Here is a 19326-nt window from a genome sequence, read left to right as displayed (position 1 = left end):
GTGAACTCCTCAGATATTGGTGATATATGTGTTCAAAGACTGATTCAGACACGGTCGTTCAGCAAACGCTTCAAGAGTTAGCTCGTTTTGTTGATGTTGGACACCGAAATGAACGGCGTGAACTGGCCATCAAAATAAGACAACGCTATTCGGAGAAAACACCTGGAGAAATTACTGCTGATGAACGTCTCCTCCTTCAAGCAATAGCCGTTGTGTACGAACAACAGGCGAATTGGGCGGAATCACAACGCCTCGTTGAGCATATGGTGGAAACCGCCCAGAACGAGGAGTCCAATCTTCCGCCCCGCTGAATCACGCCTTGTTGAAGGGGGGTTTACCCCATTTTGTCAAGAGCGTCTTGGCGGTCCTCGACGGGAACCTGATCGTACTTCATCGTCGTCTTCGCGCTCTTGTGCCTGAGCTGGGCCTTGGTCGCCGCGAGGTCGCGTTCCTTCGTCATGTACGTCCCGACACTGTGTCGGATGGAGTACCACGACATGCTCCGGTTCTCAACCTCGATGCCGGCGTCCTCGCACAGCCGACGGAGGAGTCGCCGAAGGCTCTGGGAGCTGTACGGATTCCCACGGTACGTGAGCCAGAGCGCATCGGTGTCGTCGTAGCGGTCGTACATCTCGCGTTCGGTCAGCCACCGGTCGAGCGCCGTTGACGTGCGTTCCGTGAGGCTCACTGTCCAGTTCCCCTCGTTCTTGCTGGACTCGTCTCTCGGGATGCGGAGGACGTCGTTGGCGGTGTCCACCCAGGAGGTGCGGGCGCGGGCGACCTCGACTGGCCGGAGGCCGGCGTCGAGGCTGGTCCAGACGATGGAGGTGACTTTCCAGCCGTCGATGTCGTCCCAGTCCTCCGTGGTGACGTCGTCGATGGGTTTGTCGAGGAGTTGGGCGATGTAGCCCGCCCACTCCTTGCGTTCGTTCGCGGTGAGGCCGCTTCGTGCGGGGATTGACCCTTCGTTGAGGGCGGCCTGACGGATTTTCCGGCGTTCGTCGACGCTCAGGAAGTCTTGTGGTTGGGCGCTACTCTGGCCGCTCCCGTCGAACGACCACTCGAACTCCCAGGCGTTCTGGCCGTACTTGTGCTGGAGCCATTTGGAGTATCGAAGGAGAGCTTCCTGGATTTTGCCTTTGCACGTCTGGGACTTGTCGCTGAACGCGATATGCTCGAGGTACGCGCTCGCGTCCTTCTGTGTGGGTGGTACTTTGTATTGATCGGCTTGATTCCAGACCCATTCATCGAAGCGGACTTGCCTGTAGCTGTCGGCGTAAACGGTGTAGGGCGAGTACCCTTCGGCTTTATCTTCGTTCTTGCCGACGTTCAACAGGTATGACAGGAAACTCTTTCTATATTCGTGATAGTCGACGAATTGCTGGTCGGTCAGCTTGCTTGCTGGCGATTCCGGAACGATGCGAATGTGCCTATCATCAGCCAACTGGCTATTTGAAATTACGGAACAGTCCTTCAGCGTCGTTTCGAGATCGTCATTCATGCTTGCTCAGTTAGCCCGAAAATAGCAAGACAGCGACGGGGTACGGTAGTGCGCGGGACCGGATTTGAACCGGCGGACCCCTACGGGATAGCGTCCTAAGCGCTACGCCTTTTCCTGGCTTGGCTACCCGCGCGCACCTCGACGTATCCGAGGCAGACAAATGAGAATTGTGTTACGTCCCGGGCACGCCGAGCGCGTCCAGCGACCCGACGCCGACGAGCGTGAGCGCGGCGAGGACGACGGTTGCGACGGCCCATGCGGCGACGCCGATGATGCCGGCACGCGTCCAGCCGACGGGGTAGCGCCACTTGATGACGCCGACCCACGCGACCAGCGCGAGCAGACCGCCGATCAGCGGCACGCCGTCGAGGAGTGCCCACACGATGGCACCGAGGAGCGCGGTGAGGACCGCGTCGCCGTACTCGCCCGCGCCGGCGACGTAGCTCGCAGCGACGTGGATGGCGACGCCGCCGACGAGCAGGCTCCCCGCGAACACGACCACGGAGTCGTCGATGGGGCCGCCAGCCTGCGCGGGCGTCGCCAACCCGGCGAACAGTTCCACGAACGCGACCGCGAACGCGAGTGGTGTCGTCATCTGTAGTCACCACCACGTCCCTCCACCCCTTCAACTGTCGACACCGTCGCCCCGGATTCACTCGACTTGTCCCGAATTCGCCGGCGAAGATTTACGTGCGGCGCGCCGAACCTACGGGTATGTACCGGGCGGGCGACGAGTTCGACCAACAACGGTGGCTCGACGACCTCGACAGCGTCGCTGGCGAGCTCCAGTTGGATGCGGAAGCGAAAACGACCGCGAAGGACCTTTTCCTGTCGGCGGTACCGGGCGAGGAACGGTCGAAGCCCGCGGTCGTCGCGGCCAGCGTCTACGCGGGCGCGCTCATCGCTGGCGACCAGCGCTCACAGACCGCGGTCGCGGACGCCGCGGACGTCTCACGGCTCGCCATCCAGCAGCGCTGGAAGGAACTCCTGGAGGAAGCCGGCTTCCACGCGCCGTCCTGGTAGCGAACTAGCGACCGTCGCGTTCGGGCGTGAGGTTGCCGTGTTCGTCGATTTTGCCCTGCACGATGCGCGTCGAGGAGATGATGTCGCCGTCCTCGGCGCGGACGTGGTCGACGACCTCGATGTCGAGCGGGTCGAGCCCGCGCTCCGCGCGGATGTCGTTGATGCGCTCGCCCGTGGCCTTCGTCTCCGGGGAGACCACGAGCACGTCGAACTCGGGTTCGGTGGCGATACCGGTCGGTGCTTCGAGGTTCCGGATCTCGAACTCGCTGTCGTAGTCGTCGGCGATGGCGTCGAGTTCGGCGTCGAGGTCGCGCTCGCGCTCCTCGAACGGGCGGACCTCGCGGTCGACGCTGCGCGTCTGTGCGGCGAGTTCGTCGCTGGTCAACCCGACGGTGACGTCCCCGAGCTCGAACGCGCGCTCGAAGAGCTTGCGGTGGCCGTCGTGAATCGGGTCGAACGTCCCACCGAGGGCGACGTTCATACGCCGGCGGAGGCACCCGCAGCGTTTACCAGTTTGGGTTCAGGAGCGCTGTTCGTCTTCGTCGGTGTCGTCGGCCGCCTCGACTTCGATGCGGACCGGCTCGTCGGTGGTCTCGGCGTCCTCGTTGCCGAGGTGCGCGTCGAGGTTGAACACGGTGTTGAGTTCGTTCTGGACGCGACCGACGACGCCGCCGACGAGGTCGCTCGGCGCGATGGCGGTGTACTCGTAGGGGTTGTTGCCCGCGCCCTCGCTCTGTCGCTTGCGGCGCTCGACGACATCCTCCTCGGTGAGTTCCGCGAGCGCTTCGCGGACCGTCGACGGGTAGAGACCGGTGCCGTCGGCGACTTCTTCGCTCGTGCTCCACGGGTGCTGGCGGAGGTAGACGAAGATGCGGGCGCGCGTCTCGGTGTCGAGCACCCACGACAGGATGTCGACGACTCCCTGGTCGAAGCCCGCGACGGCGCGCTCTTTCTCCTCCCCGAGCCGGTCCCGTGGCGACTGGTTCTCCCCCGCTGTCTCGTCGGTAGTGTCCTCGGACATGCGTCGTCTCGTTCAGGTCAAAAGCGACGTGTGGGTGAAAAACTCTTCGCCCCCGCGGTCTCACCCGGTACTCGGCTACAGGACCAGCGACTCGTACAGCGCCGCTTCGCCCGCTTCGTCGAGCACCCGGCGCTGCGCGCTCGCGCCCGACTCAGCGTCGTAGACGTCCCGGATGCCCGAGACACCGAGCCGCTCACACTCGCGGTCGACGACCTCGCCCAGCGACACCTCGCCGCTGGCGTCCCGTCGAACGAACGACGCGTCGTGGCCGTGGCGAGTCGCCCGCCACTTGTTCTCGTCCAGCACTTCGCGGCGGAGCGCGCCGCTCGGGTCGCCGTCCCCGAAAACGTCCGTGACCGCGGGGTCGGCGGCGTCCTCGTAGCGCTTCGCGTAGTCCACGACGAGCGCGTGCGTGTACTCCGTGAACGCCTGCACCTTCTCGGGGTCGGCCTGCCCGTCCGGCGCGCGCACCTCGACGGTGCCGTGACCGGAGTGCGGACGCACGTCGTACCAGAGTTCGCCGCGGTCCTCGATAGCGCCGTTCTCGACCATCAGGCGCTCGAACCGGTCGAAGTCCGCGTAGGAGTCGAATTCGGTGGGAATTCCGGTGTTGGGCAGTGCCTCGAAGATTTTCGCGCGTGCCGACGCCAGCCCCGTGTCGAAGCCGTTCCAGAACGGCGAGTTCGCCGACAGCGCCAGCATCACGGGGACGTGCCAGCGCAACTGGTTCGCCACCCAGACCGCTTTGTCCGCGTCGTCCACGCCGACGTGGACGTGCAGGCCGGCGGTCGTGTTCCGGTGCTGTGGGTACTGGATGCGTTCGAGCTGGGAGCGATAGCGCGGCTTCTCGGCGTGCTCGTGTTCGCGCCAGCGCGCCCCCGGGTGGAGGCCCGCGGCCGCGATGCGGTAGCCGTTCGCCTCGGCGTGCGCGACCAGCGCCGCCCGGACGTCACGGACCGCCTCGGCGGCGTCGCCCGGCCCGTCGAGCTTCGGCGTCTGCGTCTCCACGACGAACTTGAACAGCTCGTGGTCGAGCCGCCCCTCCAGCAGCTCCGGCGGCTCGGCCTCGTAGACTAACTGGTCGGTCCCGGCTGTCGGGACGCCGTCCTCACCGACGACGAAGAACTCCTCCTCGACGCCGAGCGTCCCCAGCTCCGCGAACGCCTCCGGCGAACCCACGTCCATGCTGCCGGGAGTTTCCCGCGGCGGCCGTAAATAGTTCTGGAAGTCGGCGGAGTTACCGGGTGTCTCGGCGAACCAGCGTCCGCCTATCGAGCCTATTGTGGCTATTTCGGCGTCGCGACGACTGCGAGGTGGTCGTCGTGGTATGGCTCCAGTCGTTCGGTCTCGAGCACTTCGTAGCCGTCGCGAAGCCGGTCGAGCACGTCCTCGAACACGGCCTCGGGCTCGCGCGTGACGTCCTCGCTGCGCGCCTTGATGGCACCGACGAACCGGCCGTCCTCGGCGAGGAACTGGCGGTTCGACAGCGCGACGTCGGCCTGCCCGCGCGTCGCCACGTCCTGCACGATGGCGTCCAACTCCGCTTCGACGACGTGGGCGTACGTCTCGGGCTTGCGCGCGTCCTTCAGCAGCGGGAAGAGATTCCCGCGGTCCTCGGCGACGTCGAGCAGGTCGCGGACGGGCCGGGGCGCGAACTCGACGGCGTACGTCGGCCCCGCGAAGTCCGCGACGTGACTGACCGTCGTGCCGTTCGCCGCGCCCAGGTAGAGCACGCTGTCGCCGCCCGACAGGCCCGTGTCGAGACCGTGCTCGAACGTCGCACCGAGTTTCGAGCGGTACGCGTCCCAGCGCCGCCAGCCCTCGACAACGGGTTCGCCGTACACTGGTTCGCCCCGCGTCGCGAGTACGTCTTCACTGTCCCCAGAACGCGTTGCTTTCTGGTGGGTTGCGGAAGACGACGCGGTCGTCTTCCGAATGTCGAACGTGCGACGCTGGACGCCGTCGGGGAGACTCATTCCGTATCACGAGCGCGGATGCGCTCGATGCGTTCGTCTAGTTCCTCCCGCAACTCGGGCCGCAGGTCCCCCGAGTAGTGGTCGATGCGCGCAGCGATGGAGAGCTTCCCGGCGAGCGCGCGCGCTCCCGACCCCCGGTTCTCGGGGTGGGTGTTGCGCACGTAGTCGTGCGTGTAGATTGCGCCGTGCTTCGGCGACGGCGCGTGCCCACGGAGGTGTGCGAACAGCGCGTCCTCCGCGCCCAGCACTTGCACGGTGCCGCTGGGTTGTTTCGCGAGGTCGTCGAGCCCGCCCGCCAGCGCGATGAGCCGCGCGGCGAGCATCGGTCCTGCGAGGTTCGAGAGGTTCGGCGCGACCGTCGGGGCCTGCCGCTCGACGTACTCGCGGACGTCGTCGCGCTCGTCGGCGAGGTCGGCGACGCGCTCGCAGAGCGCGACTGCGCGCTCCTCGGTGGCGTTCCCGGAGTCGCGCTCGGCCACGTCGCGCGCGCCCTCGATGCCGCTGTCCACGTCCCCGAAGACGCTGCCCGCCCACTCGGTGCCGCGTTCGGCGAGTTCGTTCGCGGCGTCCGCGAGGTCCGCGGCCGCGCGCACCGCGTGAATCAGTTGTTGGTCGTCGGCGCGCTCGCGCTCGCGGACGGCAGCTCGCGTCCCCGCGAGCGTCGCGCCGTGCAGCAGCTCGTAGTACTCGTCGGTGTCGTCGGCAAACCCCGCGTCGACGGCCTGCTCGGGCCAGTCCGCGGGCGCGTCGGCTTCGCCCTCGCGGACGGCCTCGCCCATCGCGGCGGCGTCGCGGGACTCCACGCCGACGAACCACCCCTGTTCAGTCATGTGCAGGCGTACCGGCCGCGCGGGGTTAAACCCACTCGTGTGGCTCGGAATCGCGGCCGCCTACTCACGTCGGTTGCGGACCGCCGCCCTCGCTGGGCTTGATGCGGCGGACCACGCCCTCGGCACCGGATTTCAGTTTCACGCGGGCACCCTCCGGGTCGGCTTCGCCGAGCACCACGCCGATTTCGCCCTCGATTGGCTCCTTGTCGTGCCCCTGGTCGATGACGACGTACAGTCCCTTCTTGAGTTCGTTCGGGTGCGGGTACTCGGGTGGTTCCCGTTCGGACATACACGAGACCTCTCGCTCGCCCCCCAAGATACTGCTGGCCATTTTAAGTGGTAGGCGGCTCTCACCTCGTCCATGAGCGCGCCACCGCGACCGCCCGAGAGCCAGCGGGACTTCTCGGACCTCTTCGACGAACTCGAAGACCTCGACGACCACGTCGAGGACGACGAAGCCCGCGCACAGCTCCGGGAGGTGAAGGAGCTCGCGACCGACATGCAGCCCGAGGGTTCGTTCGGCCGCGTCGTCTACGGCTTCGACGCCAACGACCTCGCGGAGGCCTTCCTCGGAAGCCTCCTGTTCGGCATCCCGATGGCCGTCGAAGGCGGCACCAACGAAGCCGGCGAGTTCCTCGCCGGCCACCTCCCGCTGCTCGTCGGTAGCGCCGCCGCCACCGTCGTCATCGTCTACGGCCTGCTGTACGTCGCGCAGTTCCAGGACGTCCGCGTCGCGGACCCGATTCTCGGCGTGATTCCGCGCCGCCTCGTCGGCGTGCTCGGCGCGTCCACCGTCACCGCGATACTGCTGTTGACCGCGTGGGGTCGCGTCTCGTGGACGGACCCGACGCTCGCCGCGTCCACCGTCGTCGTCGCGCTCCTCCCGATGGCTATCGGCGCTGCGCTCGGCGACATCCTCCCCGGGAGCTAGCTGTTCCGGCCGGCGATGCCGAAAGACAACGGTTAAAACGCGTCCGGGCGCAAAACAACTTATGAGCGAAACCGAAGCCAAACGGGCGCGCAAATGCGTCTCCTGTGGCATCAACATCTCCGGCACCACCGCCGCCGCGTTCAAATGCCCGGACTGCGGCCAGCAGATTTACCGCTGCGCGAAGTGCCGCAAGCAGAGCAACCTCTACGAGTGCCCCGACTGCGGGTTCCGGGGGCCGTAACGATGGGGAAAGTCGCCGCCGTCCTCAAGGTCATGCCGCAGAGTCCCGACATCGACCTCGACGACCTGCAGGACCGCCTCTCGGAATCCCTCCCCGAAGGCGCGAAAATCAACGGCGTCGAAACCGAGGAAGTCGCGTTCGGCCTCACCGCGCTCCTGACGACGGTCATCGTCCCCGACGACGCCGGCGGCACGGAAGCCGTCGAAGAAGCCTTCTCCAACGTCGACGACGTCGAGAGCGTCGCCGTCGAAGAAGTCGGTCGGATATAGCACTTTTTGCGCTGCGTGGAGCGCGCTTCGCGCGCTCCACTCGGCAAAAACTTGCGGAAAAAGCACTCCTCCTTCGCTTCACTTCGTTCCGCTCAGTCGTCGGCCTGCGCTCGCTCGCTACGCTCCTTCGCGCAGTGAATCGGACGCCTCGGGCTCGTTCGAGCCGCTCGGCGTCCGAATTCTGGCGGCTACCGGCTGTCGAGTCGGTTTTAGCCCTCGTTCTCTGTCCCGGACGCGACGTCCACGCTGAATCCCCAGCCTTCCCCGAGGTAGTTGCTGTCTTCGAAGCGGTACGTTCCCGTCGGATGGCAGTTCTGACTGTCGTGCGCGGCGAGCACGCGGAACTCGCGGCTGACAGTCTCGCCCGGGTCGAGCATCTCCTCGTACATCACGGCGGGGAGCGCGACGCCGTCGGTCGCCTGCCAGCAGTCGGCGCTGGGCTCGTCCGGTGTGACGCCGGCGTTCGGCGAGAGCAGCAGCGACGCCTTGTTATCCTCGTGCGTGCCGCGAATCGCGTCCCACGGGACGAGCGACCCGAACGCGAACGTTCGAGTCTCGTCGCCGTCATTCGTGAATGCGACCTCGAGGCGCGCGGGGTGGTCGGTCGTGAAGTCAGTGGTGACGGTCACGTCGATAGTGACGTTCTCGACTGGCGGGTCGTCCGTCTGGACGTTCGTGAGCGTGTACGGGAACCCGCTCGTCGTTCCAGTAGCGGGGTCGTCACTGGTCGGCGAGCCGACACAGCCGGCGAGCGCCGCGGCCGCCAGCGTCCCGAGATAGGTGCGGCGGTGCATACCCGGAGCCACGAGCGGCGCGGATAAACGCTTTCTCCGGAGTCAAAGAGCCCTTTGAGCGCTTAGAAGACGGCGTCCATCGCCTGCTGGAGGTCCGACTTCAGGTCGTCGACGTGCTCGATGCCGATGCTCGCGCGGATGAGCGGGTCCGTCAGCCCCGCGGCCTCTCGCTCTTCTTTCGGGATGGCGGCGTGGGTCATCGCGGCGGGCTGCTCGATGAGCGACTCGACGCCGCCCAGCGACTCCGCGAGCGTGAACACCTCGGTCTCGCCGACGAAGTCGCTGGCCTCGTCGAGGCTGGCGTCCAGTTCGAACGAGAGCATTCCGCCGAAGCCGTCCATCTGCTCGGCCGCGAGGTCGTGGTCCGGGTGGCTCTCGAGTCCGGGGTAGAAGACGTGTTCGACGTGGTCGTGGGCGTCCAGCCACTCCGCGAGTTCCTGCGCGTTCTCGCAGTGGCGGTCCATGCGCACGCCGAGGCTCTTCGTCCCGCGCAGCACGAGGAAGCAGTCGAACGCGCTCGGCGTCGCGCCGACGGAGTTCTGGTAGAACGCGAGGCGCTCGTCGAGGGCCTCGTCGTCCGTAATCAGTGCGCCCGCAACCAAATCGGAGTGCCCGCCGAGGTACTTCGTGAGGCTGTGGCAGACGACGTCCGCGCCGAAATCGAGCGGCCGCTGGAGGTACGGCGTCGCGAACGTGTTGTCGACGGCGCACAGCGCGTCGTAGTCGTGGGCCACGTCGGCGAGTGCGCCGATGTCGTTGACGTTCATCAGCGGGTTCGTCGGCGTCTCCACCCAGACGAGCTCCGTCGACTCGCGCATCGCGTCCCGAACCTCGTCGTGGTCGGTGGTGTCCACGAAGTCGAATTCGAGGTCGTACTCCTCGTAGACCTGCGTGAAGATGCGGTGCGTGCCGCCGTAGACGTCGTTGCCCGCGACGACGTGGTCGCCGGCTTCGAGGAGGTTCAGCACGGTGTTAATGGCGGCCATCCCCGAGGCGAAACACCGGCCGTAGTCGCCGCCCTCCAGGCTCGCGAGGTTCGCTTCGAGGTCGGTTCGCGTCGGGTTCCCGGTGCGGGAGTACTCGTAGCCGCGGTGCTCGCCGGGCGCGTCCTGTTTGTACGTGGAGTTCGCGTAAATCGGCGTCATCAGCGCGCCCGTCTCCTCGTCGGGTTCCTGCCCGGCGTGGATGGCTCGCGTCTCGAAGTGCTCGTCGTCGTCGCTCATACTCGGAGCGTCGGCCGCCCCCGAGTTAGGTCTGTTCGTTGCGGGGTCCGGGCGCTCTGCGGCGCGTCCGGGAGCGCTGAAACAAGCGTTTATTGCCGTTATCTGTGAGCGGTGAGTCGGCGAAGCAACGCCGGATATTCCGATTGACAGCACCCCGTACAGCGGAATCCGACCGTTCCGGCGCTCTCGAACGCTACTTCGACGTGCGAGCGCGAGACCCGTCGTCGCGGGCGCAGTCCCGGATTCCCGCAGAAATGAGTGCGAAGTCGGCTTTTTTGCCAGTCTGGGCTCTGGCTGTTGGCATGACTGGACCAGTTAGCACCGCGTGGCGGCGGTACCGCTCGGTGCCGCTCATCGCGCGCATCTTCGCCGCGTTCGTCCTCGGGTCGGCCGCGGGCATCGCGTTCGGCGAGCGGATGACCGTCGTACAGCCGCTCGGCGACCTCTTCCTGCGGCTGCTCAACATGCTCGTCATCCCCATCATCGTGTTCACACTCCTGACAGGGGTTCGCCAGCTTTCGCCCGCACGTCTCGGGAAGATTGGCGGCGTGACCGTCGGACTGTACGCCGTCACCACGACCATCGCTGGGCTCATCGGACTAGCCGTTGCGAACGTCCTCCAGCCGGGCCGCGGCGTCGAGTTCACGGGCGGGGAAGCCCAGTCGCAGGCACCGCCGTCGCTGACGGAAGTGGTTCTCGGCATCGTCCCGAACAATCCCGTCGCGGCGATGGCCGAGGGCAACCTCCTCGCGACCGTCTTCTTCGTCATCGTCTTCGGCATCGCGCTGACCTACGTCCGCGCCCAGAACGACGACCTCGCGGACAGCGTCGACTCCGTCTTCGAGGCGTTCGAGGTCGGGGCGGAGGCGATGTTCGTCGTCGTCCGCGGCGTCCTCGAATTCGGCGTCGTCGGCGTGTTCGCGTTGATGGCCGCGGGCATCGGGACGGAGGGCGTCGGCGTGTTCTCCTCGCTGGGCGAACTCGTGCTCGCGGTGGCGATTGCCGTGGTCGTCCACATCGCGTTCACGTACCTGTTCGTGCTGATGCGGCTGGTCGTCGGCGTCTCCCCGCTCTCGTTCCTCTCGGGCGCGAAGGACGCGATGGTCACCGCGTTCGCCACCCGGTCGTCCAGCGGCACGCTCCCCGTGACGATTCGCAACGCCGAGGAAGACCTCCGCATCTCCGAGCGCGTGTACTCGTTCGCGCTCCCGGTCGGTGCCACCGCGAACATGGACGGCGCGGCAATCCGGCAGGCCATCACCGTCGTCTTCGCGGCGAACGTCGTCGGACAGCCACTCGCGCCGACCGAGCAGGTGCTCGTGCTCCTGGTCGCGGTCCTCATCAGCATCGGTACTGCGGGCGTGCCGGGAGCCGGCCTCGTGATGCTGACCGTCGTCCTGAATCAGGTCGGCCTCCCGCTGGAGGTCGTCGGGTTCGTCGCCGGCGTCGACCCGATTCTCGGGCGCATCGCCACGATGAACAACGTCACCGGCGACCTCGCGGTTTCGACCGTCGTCGGAAAGTGGAACGACGCGCTCGACCTCGACGGCGGCGTCTGGGCCAGCGTGGTCGACGAGCAACCCGCGTCAGCCGACGACTAAGTAGGCGCGTCGCCGCCGACGAGTTCGTCGCAGAAATCAGATGACGTCGTCGGGGTCGTGGATCTCCTGCATCCGCTGGGCTTCGGCGGCGTACTGCGCTTTCAGATCCGGGTCGGAGACGTCACCGAGGTTGCCGGGTTCGGCTTCGACGGCGGCAGTAGTGTCCCGGACGTCCGAGAAACTGGTGAGCGCGCGCTCCTTGCGGAAGTACTGCTCGCCGTCCGACGTCGCGTACGTGAGGATGATGATGTTCTGCTCGTCGTCGGAGTACGTCCGCTCGACCAGCCACACCTGCACAGTCTCGTCGCTTTCATCGTCGCTCATGCTCGTAATTTGGCGCTCACGACGAAAGTACGTACTGGCGGAGGGCGGACAGCGACAGGGTTTTTCGCGGTGCTCCCCACACCTCTCCCGTGAACGTACGGGGCGAGGTGACTGATGTCGACGAGGTGCGGTCCGTGAACACGCAGTACGGCGACCGGGACGTGCTCGACGTCCACGTCCGGCCGGATGCGGACAGCGACGCGGCCGCCGACGACTCCGGAGCGTCCGTGCGCGTGACGCTGTGGGGGAAGTGGACGGAGGCCGTCCAGTACCTCGAACCCGGGATGGACCTGCTGGTGACCGAAGCCGAGGAAGACGAGTGGAACGGCGACGTCCAGTACTCGACGAGCAAGGAGTCGTACGTCGTCGTCGAGCCGGACTTCCTCGTGGACGTGACGAACATCCGGTCGTTCGTGCAGTGTCCGCGCCTCTACTACCTGAACAAGCTCTCCGGACTCCCGCTGAAGTACCCGGTGACGAAGGGGACCATCGTCCACGAGGTGTTCGGCGACCTGCTCCGGGGGCGCGACCTCGACGAGTCTGTCGCGGAGCGCGTGGCCGACGCCGGCCTCGAACTCGGCCTGCTTGGCCGCGACCGCGAGGAAGTCGAAGCCGACGTGCGCGCGAACGCCGCCGCCATCGAGGGGTGGCTCCAGCAGGGCCACCTCTCCGGAGACGGCGGCACGACCGAAGAGACCGCAGAGGGCTGGCGCGCGGGTGACGACTGGCGCTCGGAGTACACCCTGATTTCGGAGACGTTCGGCATCAAGGGCCGCTGTGACGCCATCCGGCGCGGGATGCCCGTCGAACTGAAGACGGGGAAGAACACGAACCGCGACCCCCGCTTCCACGACAAGGTGCAGGCGGCGTGTTACGCGCTGATGCTCGACGACCGCGGCGTGAACGCCGACACCGGCACGCTGCTGTACACGAAGAACGCCGCCGTCGACCGCAGCGAGGAGTCGGGCGACCTCTCGCCCGCGAAGGAGTTCTCCATCGGAAAGGGCTTCCTCGACTTCGTCGTCCGCCAGCGCAACCACCTCGCGGCCATCGAGTACGAGGGGAGTCCGCCGACGGGCTTCGAGGCGGACGCGAAGTGCGAGTACTGCTTCGAGCAGGACACCTGCATGGTGGTGTCGGGCCGCCTCGACCAGGAGTCGAAGGCCGGCCAACTCGGCGAACCGCTCCCCGAGGACGAACGCGCGTACTTCGACGACGTCTACGCCGCAATCGAGCGCGAGCGCGACTCCGTCCACGACGAGTACCGCAAGCTCTGGGAGCAGACCGCCGAAGAGCGCGCGGCCGACGACCGCGCAGTCGTGGACCTCGAATCCGCGGGCAACGAGGAGCTGCCGGACGGCCGCTGGCGGCTGACCGCGAAGCGACCGACCGCCGCGGCGTCCAAGATTCGACAGGGCGACCGCGTGCTCGCCTCCGACGGCGACCCCGTGCGGGGGACCGCGGAGATGGCGCGCGTGGAGACGCTCGCACCGGACCGTGTCGTCGTCACCGCCGACGAGCCGGTCGACCTCCGACGGCTCGACGTCTACCCCTCCGAGTTGAGCGTCGACCGGATGCTCACCGCACTCCACGATGGGCTCTTGAAGGGCGACCAGCGCCGCAAAGACGTGCTGTTCGACCGTGCGAGCCCCGAATTCACGGACGACGAGCACAGCGTCGTCGACAACAACGACGCGCAGAACGACGCCGTCAGCACGGCGCTGAACGCCGAGGACTTCGCGCTCGTCCACGGCCCGCCCGGCACCGGGAAGACGTACACCATCGCGACCCTGATTCGGGAGTTCGTCGACCGCGGCGACCGCGTGCTGCTGTCGGCGTTCACGAACCGCGCCGTCGACAACGCTCTTGAGGCCTTGCGGGAACAGGGCCACGAAGATATTGTCCGAGTTGGGACCTCTACGGGCGTCCGCGAGGACATGCAGGACCTCCGGCTGAACCAGTCCGGGGACCCCGCGGAGTGCGCGCGAGCGCTCCAGACCGCCGAGGTCGTCGCCGCGACGACCGCGACGTGTGGCTCTCGCGTGATGCGCGAGCAGGAGTTCGACGTGGTGGTCGTCGACGAGGCCAGCCAGCTCACCGAGCCGGACACGCTCGCGGCAATCAACCGCGGTGATCGATTCGTGCTCGTCGGCGACCACGAACAGCTCCCGCCCGTCGTGCGCTCGGGCGGCCGGCTGTCGACGTCGCTGTTCGAGCGCCTCCACGACACCCACCCGGAGGCGTCGGTGATGCTCGACCAGCAGTACCGGATGAGCCAGCGCATCCAGGCGTTCTCCTCGGAAGAGTTCTACGGCGGCCAACTCCGGCCCGCGACGGCCGAAGTGGCCGCGCAGACGCTGTCGGACCTCGGCGTGGAGACGGGCGGCGCGGTCCGGGATGGAGTCTCGTTCCACGACGTGCCCGGCACGAGCGACGCGCACGTCGACGCCAGAGAGGCCGAGCGCGTCGGCGACATCACCCGGGAGTACGTCGACGCTGGCGTCGACCCCGAGGACGTCGGCGTCATCGCGCCGTTCCGCGCGCAGGTCGCGGCAATCGGGCGGTGCGTCCCCGACGGCGTCGCCGTGGACACGGTCGACCGCTTTCAGGGCTCCTCGAAGGAGGTCATCGTCGTGTCGTTCGTCGCGACTGGGAGCCTCGACGGTCCCATCTTCGAGGACCACCGGCGCGTGAACGTCGCGCTCACCCGCGCGAAGAAGAGCCTCGTGCTCGTCGGCGACGAGACGGCGCTCCGTTCGGAGCCGCTGTACGACCGGATGGTCGAGTGGGCGTCGCTCTCCTGACTACTCGACGTCCAGCACACCGTCCTCGGTGATGTCGCCGCTGACACCCACCGAGACGTCGTACTCACCCGCGGCGTCGGGGTTTTCAATATCCGCGACGTCGAAAACTATCCAATCGCCGGCCTCGATGTCGTGGTCCCCGCCGAAGTCGACTGTCAGCGTGCTGCCGCCGCCGCTCGTCGAAATGTCGTCCATGTCGACCATCGCGTCGGCGTCGAGGACGCCGTCGCCGTCGCTGTCGATGCCGACGCGCTCGACGTCCGAGCCGGTGACGTTGCTGGCGTCGGCAGAACTCGGGTACGCCACGGTCAGGGAGTTCAGGGAGTTGCCGACGGCGTTCGAATCCGCCTCGATGTGGACGCGAACGTAATGGTCGTCCGTCGCGCCGGCGTCACCGTCGGCTGCGCGGATGACCTGCGTCTGTACGCCCGTGTTCGGTTCGTCGTCGCCGTCCGCGAACGACGGCATCTCTACGTCGCCGACGGTCGGCACGGCGATTAGCACCGTTGCCGCCAGCACGACGGTGATGGCTACCATGAGCGCGACCCCGACGACGGGACTGACTGCTCGGCGAGCACGCATCACCGGATGGATTCGCGGCACACAGAAAACGACGACGGCCGTTCCGTCACGCGTTGCGGCCCGCTGGCGCTCGGCGCGACGACGCGGCTCGCTGTTCTCGGCGCGGAACGAGTGGTTTGATGCGGGTTTCGCGGCTCTGTATCGCAGCGACCGGCGTCGGCAGCATTCTCGCGGTCGCCATCGACGTCACGGGTTTCGATGCCGTGCTACAGCCGTACGTCGATTGACGCGGTCACCCGGAACGACCCACGAGCCGCCCCCAGAGCCCGGGCGGTGCTGTCGCGTCGGGCAGTCTGAGCCGGACCGTCGTCCCGTCCGCGTCGTCGGGAAATTCGACGGTGCCGTCCGACTCGCGGACCGTCCAGTAGACCAGCCAGAGGCCGAGCCCGCTGGCGTGCGAGAGCGTCGTCTCCTCGGGCTGGTCGAGGATGTATCGCTCGTGCTTCGGGATTCCGGCACCCGTGTCCGCGACCTCGACGACGACGTCGTCGCCCGGCGGATTCGTCACGGACGCCGAAATACGCACGCCGCCGTCGTTGTGCTCGACGGCGTTCGCGAGCACCTCGTAGACCGCGTCCCCGAGCGCGGGGTGAGCCGACACCACCGCGTCCTCGCTGGCCGCAATTTCGACGTCGACGTCCGGGTAGCGTTCCCGGAGCCGTTCGACGGCATCCACGAGGACGGCGCCGGCGTCCTGCTCGCGGCAGTTGTCGCTCTCCCAGATGTCCAGAATCCGGCGCGTGCGCTCGCTGGTCTCCAGCAGCTCGTCGACGTGGTGGCGTGCGACTGTGACGTCCTCGTCGTCGCTGCCGACCTTCCCTTCGAGGTTCTGGAGGTGACCGTCCACGACCGACAGTTCGTTGCGGAGGTTGTGCCGGAGGACGCGCTGGTTCATCGTGAGCAGCTTCACGAGGTCCGCCAGCCGCGTGCGCTTCTCCTCGGACGCGACCGCGTAGAGGCTCGCCTGCGCGCCGACCGCGAGCCCCAGCCACATCGCGAACACCACCATGAACTCGGTGTCGACGACCGGGTGACCCTCCAGTTGCCAGATGAGCGAGATGGCGACCGCCAGCAGCGCGAAGCTCACGCCCGTGAGCGCGGTCAGGTCGGCCACGTGCCGGAGCCCCGACTGGCTAATCTCCGAGCCACGCGCGTCGACGCCGGAGTACACGAGCGTGGCCGCGAGCGAGAGGAGAATGAACACTTCGAGCCCGACGCCGACGCTCCACCCGACGAAGTAGCCGTAGCCCACGGCGGCGACGAATCCGACGACAGCGTACACGTAGAACCACCAGTGCGCAGCTGCGTCTGTCAGCCGCTCGCAAGTCCGTCCTACCATAGCTCACCTATCGGGGCACGGACCGTTAACGCGTCGGCGGCCCCGTCAGTCGTCGACCTGTTCGCGGACGCGCTCGTGGAACGCCCGGAGCACCGCGTCCTCGTCGTCGGCGAGCACGACGTCGCTCGCGGAGAGCGTCGCCAGCCCGAACGACAGCGGCGACGGTGACTTCAGGGTCGTCTCGGTGACTTCGACGTCACCCGACTGAACCGCCGACAGCACTTCGCGGACGCCCACGAGGTCGAGTTTGTCCTCGACGAGTTCGCGGTACGTCTCGTCCAGCACCGCGAAGTCGGCCAAGTCTTCGGCAAACCCGAGCAGCATCTCGCTGGCGACCTGTTGTTTGCTCGCAGATTTCTCGCGGCCCTTGTAGCGCTTCAACACGAGCAGCGCGCGCGTCGCGTCGATGCGGAAGTACCGCTGTAAGAGGTCAGTGCCGTCCAGCGCGTTCCGGAGGGTCTCACGCGCGTCGTCGGGGTCCGTCTGGCGGAGCAGTTCCGCGACGTCGACCTTCCGGTTCAGCGGCATCGCGAGCGTGAAGCCGTTGTCCGCCACGGAGACGGCGACGTTCGCGTTCGCCTCGTTCGCACAGCGGTACGCCAGCAGCCGCGAGAGCCCGTCGTTGAACCGGCGGCCGTACGGCGTCCGGACGTGGTAGCGTCGCCGGTACTCGTCGCGGTCTTTCACCTCCTCGACGGCGATGCGCACGGTCGTGCTGACGCTCCTCGTGCCCGCGTACTGAATCTGGTCGTCGTACATCCGGGCGAGCGCCCTGACGGCGTTCGCGTCCACCGGGAACTCCCGGAGCCAGCGCCGGACGGCCGGCGCACCCCCTTCGTCGTATTTCGCCAGCAAATCCGACTGGAAGCGCGCGATTTCCCGGCCGAGGTCGTACGACAGCGGGAGGCGCTCGGAGAACCACGACGGCACGGTCGCGCGCTCGCTCGTTCGGTCGACGTACACCTTCGACCCGCGGCGGTAGCGGTACGCGAACCGGTCGCCGCCGAGCACGAACACGTCGCCGGCTTCGAGCGTGTCGAGGTAGCTCTCGTCGAGTTGGCCGACCCACTCGTCGTCGCCGCGCACGTAGACGTTCACCGTGAACGAATCCGGAATCGTCCCGAGGTTCTGGAGGAGAATCGGGCGCGCCAGCCGTCCGCGCTTCCCGATGAGTCGTTCGCCCACCGCGAAGTCGGGGTAGTGGTGCGTGCCCGACGTGGGGTCGTCGGGGTCGCCGTCGTCGCCGCCCGGCGGGTCGTTCTCGTCGCGCCAGATTTTCGCGTACACGTTCCGGTCTTCGAGCCCGTCGTAGTCCGCGGTGAGGTAGCGGAACAGCCGCTCGAAGTCGGCGTCGCTGTACTCGCGGTAGGGGTACGCCGACCGTAGCGTCGCGCGCACGTCGGCCTCCGGGAGCGGGCCCTCGATGGCCATGCCGTAGACGTGCTGGGCGGCGACGTCGTGGGCGCGCTCGGGGATGTGGACGCGGTCGACGAACCCGCGCTCGGCCTGCCGGAGCATCACCGCACACTCCACGAGTTCGTCCCGGTCCAGCGCGATGACGCGGCCCGTGACTGTTCTACCGGGGCGGTGGCCGGCGCGCCCGACGCGCTGGAGCAGGCTGGCGACGGACTTCGGCGACCCGACCTGCACCACGAGGTCGATGTGTGGCATGTCGATGCCGAGTTCGAGGCTCGTCGACGTCGTCGTCACCGACAGCGACCCTTCCTTCAACTGCCGCTCGACTTCGGTGCGTCGGTCCTTCGAGAGGCTGCCGTGGTGGCACGCGGACTCGTCCTCGCTCACGACGCCTCGCTCCCGGAGGTTTTCGAGGACGCGCTCGGCGCCCGACCGCGTGTTCGTGAACACGAGCGTGCTGTCGTTGGCTTCGACGAGATCGCCGAGTTCCGCGTAGAACGCGTCGTTGATGGCTCCCTTCGAGGCGTTCACGAGGTCCGGCGTCGGACACGACAACTGGAGGTCGTAGTCGCGGGCGAACCGCGCGTCCACGATTTCGCACTCGCGGGCGTCGCCGTCGCTGTCTCGCGGGCGCTGCCCGCTCGGCTCGTCAGAGAGGCGTGGCTCCTCGCGTTCAAATCCGACGAGGTAGCGCGCGATGTCCGGAAGCGGCTCGACGGTCGCCGAGCAGCCGATGCGCGTGAACTCCCCGGCGAGCCGCTGGAGCCGTTCGAGGCTCACCGACAGGTGCGTGCCGCGCTTGGAGTCCGCGAGGCTGTGAATCTCGTCGACGACGACGTACTCGACACTCCGCAGCTTCTCCCGGAACTTCGGCGAGTTCAGCAGAATCGCGAGCGTCTCCGGCGTCGTGTTGAGGATGTGTGGCGTCTCTTCGAGCATCTGCTGGCGCTCGTAGTCGGACGTGTCGCCGTGCCGAATCGCCTGCCGCACGTCCGTTTCGACGCCGCGCTCGGCGAGCCGCTCGCTGATGCCGTCCAGCGGCTCCGCGAGGTTGCGCTCGATGTCGTTCGCGAGCGACTTCAGCGGCGACACGTACAGGCAGTAGACCGCGTTATCCAGGCCCTCGGCTTGCTCGCGCTCGAACAGTTCGTTCAGGATGGCCGTAAACGACGCGAGTGTCTTTCCGGAGCCCGTCGGGGCCGCGACGAGCGCGTTCTCGCCCGCGTGAATCAGCGGAATCGCCTCGCGCTGGGGCGGCGTCAAACAGCCGCCGTCCTGCTCGGGACTCCCGAATCGGTCGACCCACCACTCGCTGACCGCTGGGCCGAGTGCGTCCAGAATCTCGCGGTCCGAGGATTGGTGGTCTTCGTCTTCCGACCGCGTCGTCGCCTCCGACTCGGGACCCATCGTTCGCGTGTGCTTGGCTCCCGTACGGCAAGTGTCTGACGCCG

At 67.2% G+C, this 19326-nt stretch carries 21 protein-coding genes and 1 tRNA gene; 7 read left to right on the top strand and 15 right to left on the bottom strand.

Annotated features, from left to right (window positions below; all coding sequences use genetic code 11):
- Positions 1 to 26 precede the first annotated feature (26 nt).
- Positions 27 to 311 carry a hypothetical protein gene (locus tag LT974_RS09300; protein ID WP_232587398.1) on the top strand — a complete coding sequence of 95 codons (285 nt, stop codon included), beginning with the start codon at positions 27 to 29 and terminating at the stop codon, positions 309 to 311.
- A 23-nt stretch (positions 312 to 334) separates the two neighbouring features.
- Here the strand turns inward: LT974_RS09300 and LT974_RS09295 are convergent, their stop codons facing one another.
- The 3 genes from LT974_RS09295 to LT974_RS09285 form a co-directional block, all read right to left on the bottom strand.
- Positions 335 to 1501 carry a tyrosine-type recombinase/integrase gene (locus LT974_RS09295; protein WP_408611679.1) on the bottom strand — a complete coding sequence of 389 codons (1167 nt, stop codon included), beginning with the start codon at positions 1499 to 1501 and terminating at the stop codon, positions 335 to 337.
- A gap of 49 nt (positions 1502 to 1550) precedes the next feature.
- Positions 1551 to 1634, bottom strand: a tRNA-Leu gene (locus tag LT974_RS09290).
- Positions 1635 to 1673: 39 nt separating this feature from the next.
- Positions 1674 to 2096, bottom strand: a complete 423-nt coding sequence (locus LT974_RS09285; RefSeq protein WP_232587396.1) for a hypothetical protein — start codon at positions 2094 to 2096, stop codon at positions 1674 to 1676.
- 119 nt (positions 2097 to 2215) lie between these two features.
- Here LT974_RS09285 and LT974_RS09280 point away from each other — a divergent pair, with 119 nt between their 5' ends.
- Positions 2216 to 2524 carry a transcription initiation factor IIB family protein gene (locus tag LT974_RS09280; RefSeq protein ID WP_232587395.1) on the top strand — a complete coding sequence of 103 codons (309 nt, stop codon included), beginning with the start codon at positions 2216 to 2218 and terminating at the stop codon, positions 2522 to 2524.
- Positions 2525 to 2528: 4 nt separating this feature from the next.
- Here LT974_RS09280 and LT974_RS09275 read toward each other — a convergent pair whose 3' ends face one another.
- From LT974_RS09275 to LT974_RS09250, 6 genes are all read right to left on the bottom strand, one after another.
- Entirely contained in the window at positions 2529 to 3005 is a 477-nt protein-coding gene (locus LT974_RS09275) for a phosphopantetheine adenylyltransferase (protein WP_232587394.1), read from the bottom strand.
- Positions 3006 to 3044: 39 nt separating this feature from the next.
- Positions 3045 to 3545, bottom strand: coding sequence for a winged helix-turn-helix domain-containing protein (locus LT974_RS09270; RefSeq protein ID WP_232587393.1), 501 nt, complete (start codon positions 3543 to 3545; stop codon positions 3045 to 3047).
- Positions 3546 to 3620: 75 nt separating this feature from the next.
- Complete coding sequence (locus tag LT974_RS09265) at positions 3621 to 4730, bottom strand: glutamate--cysteine ligase (RefSeq protein WP_232587392.1); 1110 nt, start codon at positions 4728 to 4730, stop codon at positions 3621 to 3623.
- A 101-nt stretch (positions 4731 to 4831) separates the two neighbouring features.
- Positions 4832 to 5521, bottom strand: a complete 690-nt coding sequence (locus LT974_RS09260; protein WP_232587391.1) for a fibrillarin-like rRNA/tRNA 2'-O-methyltransferase — start codon at positions 5519 to 5521, stop codon at positions 4832 to 4834.
- Entirely contained in the window at positions 5518 to 6351 is an 834-nt protein-coding gene (locus LT974_RS09255) for an NOP5/NOP56 family protein (RefSeq protein WP_232587390.1), read from the bottom strand. Before LT974_RS09255 ends, LT974_RS09260 begins: the two co-directional genes overlap by 4 nt.
- 64 nt (positions 6352 to 6415) lie before the next feature.
- Positions 6416 to 6640 carry a hypothetical protein gene (locus tag LT974_RS09250; RefSeq protein WP_232587389.1) on the bottom strand — a complete coding sequence of 75 codons (225 nt, stop codon included), beginning with the start codon at positions 6638 to 6640 and terminating at the stop codon, positions 6416 to 6418.
- Between the two features lie 72 nt (positions 6641 to 6712).
- On the opposite strand from LT974_RS09250, the gene LT974_RS09245 reads away from it, so the two are divergent.
- From LT974_RS09245 to LT974_RS09235, 3 genes are all read left to right on the top strand, one after another.
- Entirely contained in the window at positions 6713 to 7282 is a 570-nt protein-coding gene (locus tag LT974_RS09245; RefSeq protein ID WP_232587388.1) for a DUF2391 family protein, read from the top strand.
- Between the two features lie 61 nt (positions 7283 to 7343).
- A complete protein-coding gene (locus tag LT974_RS09240; protein ID WP_230888791.1) occupies positions 7344 to 7523 on the top strand; it encodes an HVO_2753 family zinc finger protein in 180 nt (59 codons plus the stop codon).
- A gap of 2 nt (positions 7524 to 7525) precedes the next feature.
- Complete coding sequence (locus LT974_RS09235) at positions 7526 to 7792, top strand: elongation factor 1-beta (protein ID WP_232587387.1); 267 nt, start codon at positions 7526 to 7528, stop codon at positions 7790 to 7792.
- 209 nt (positions 7793 to 8001) lie between these two features.
- Here LT974_RS09235 and LT974_RS09230 read toward each other — a convergent pair whose 3' ends face one another.
- Together LT974_RS09230 and LT974_RS09225 are read right to left on the bottom strand one after the other, a co-directional pair.
- Positions 8002 to 8586: a hypothetical protein gene (locus tag LT974_RS09230; RefSeq protein ID WP_232587386.1), complete on the bottom strand. Its 585-nt coding sequence runs from the start codon at positions 8584 to 8586 to the stop codon at positions 8002 to 8004.
- A gap of 62 nt (positions 8587 to 8648) precedes the next feature.
- Positions 8649 to 9809: a cystathionine gamma-synthase gene (locus tag LT974_RS09225; protein ID WP_232587385.1), complete on the bottom strand. Its 1161-nt coding sequence runs from the start codon at positions 9807 to 9809 to the stop codon at positions 8649 to 8651.
- Between the two features lie 302 nt (positions 9810 to 10111).
- Here LT974_RS09225 and LT974_RS09220 point away from each other — a divergent pair, with 302 nt between their 5' ends.
- On the top strand, positions 10112 to 11410 hold the full coding sequence (locus LT974_RS09220; protein WP_232587384.1) for a dicarboxylate/amino acid:cation symporter: 1299 nt from the start codon (positions 10112 to 10114) through the stop codon (positions 11408 to 11410).
- 36 nt (positions 11411 to 11446) lie between these two features.
- Here the strand turns inward: LT974_RS09220 and LT974_RS09215 are convergent, their stop codons facing one another.
- The gene (locus tag LT974_RS09215) at positions 11447 to 11734 is read right to left on the bottom strand and encodes a hypothetical protein (protein ID WP_232587383.1); all 288 of its coding nucleotides are present in this window, start codon (positions 11732 to 11734) and stop codon (positions 11447 to 11449) included.
- Between the two features lie 89 nt (positions 11735 to 11823).
- Between LT974_RS09215 and LT974_RS09210 the strand changes: the two genes are divergently transcribed.
- The gene (locus LT974_RS09210; RefSeq protein ID WP_232587382.1) at positions 11824 to 14538 is read left to right on the top strand and encodes a DEAD/DEAH box helicase; all 2715 of its coding nucleotides are present in this window, start codon (positions 11824 to 11826) and stop codon (positions 14536 to 14538) included.
- On the opposite strand, the gene LT974_RS09205 is transcribed toward LT974_RS09210, so the two are convergent.
- From LT974_RS09205 to LT974_RS09195, 3 genes are all read right to left on the bottom strand, one after another.
- Positions 14539 to 15120 (bottom strand): type IV pilin, encoded by a 582-nt coding sequence (locus tag LT974_RS09205; RefSeq protein WP_232587381.1) that lies wholly within the window; start codon positions 15118 to 15120, stop codon positions 14539 to 14541.
- A 232-nt stretch (positions 15121 to 15352) separates the two neighbouring features.
- Complete coding sequence (locus LT974_RS09200; protein ID WP_232587380.1) at positions 15353 to 16459, bottom strand: sensor histidine kinase; 1107 nt, start codon at positions 16457 to 16459, stop codon at positions 15353 to 15355.
- Between the two features lie 45 nt (positions 16460 to 16504).
- Positions 16505 to 19282, bottom strand: coding sequence for an ATP-dependent helicase (locus LT974_RS09195; RefSeq protein WP_232587379.1), 2778 nt, complete (start codon positions 19280 to 19282; stop codon positions 16505 to 16507).
- Positions 19283 to 19326 lie beyond the last annotated feature (44 nt).

The sequence above is a fragment of the Halobacterium noricense genome (genome assembly GCF_021233435.1).
Taxonomy (GTDB): Archaea; Halobacteriota; Halobacteria; order Halobacteriales; family Halobacteriaceae; genus Halobacterium; species Halobacterium noricense.
This window is presented reverse-complemented; position numbering and strand designations above follow the sequence as displayed.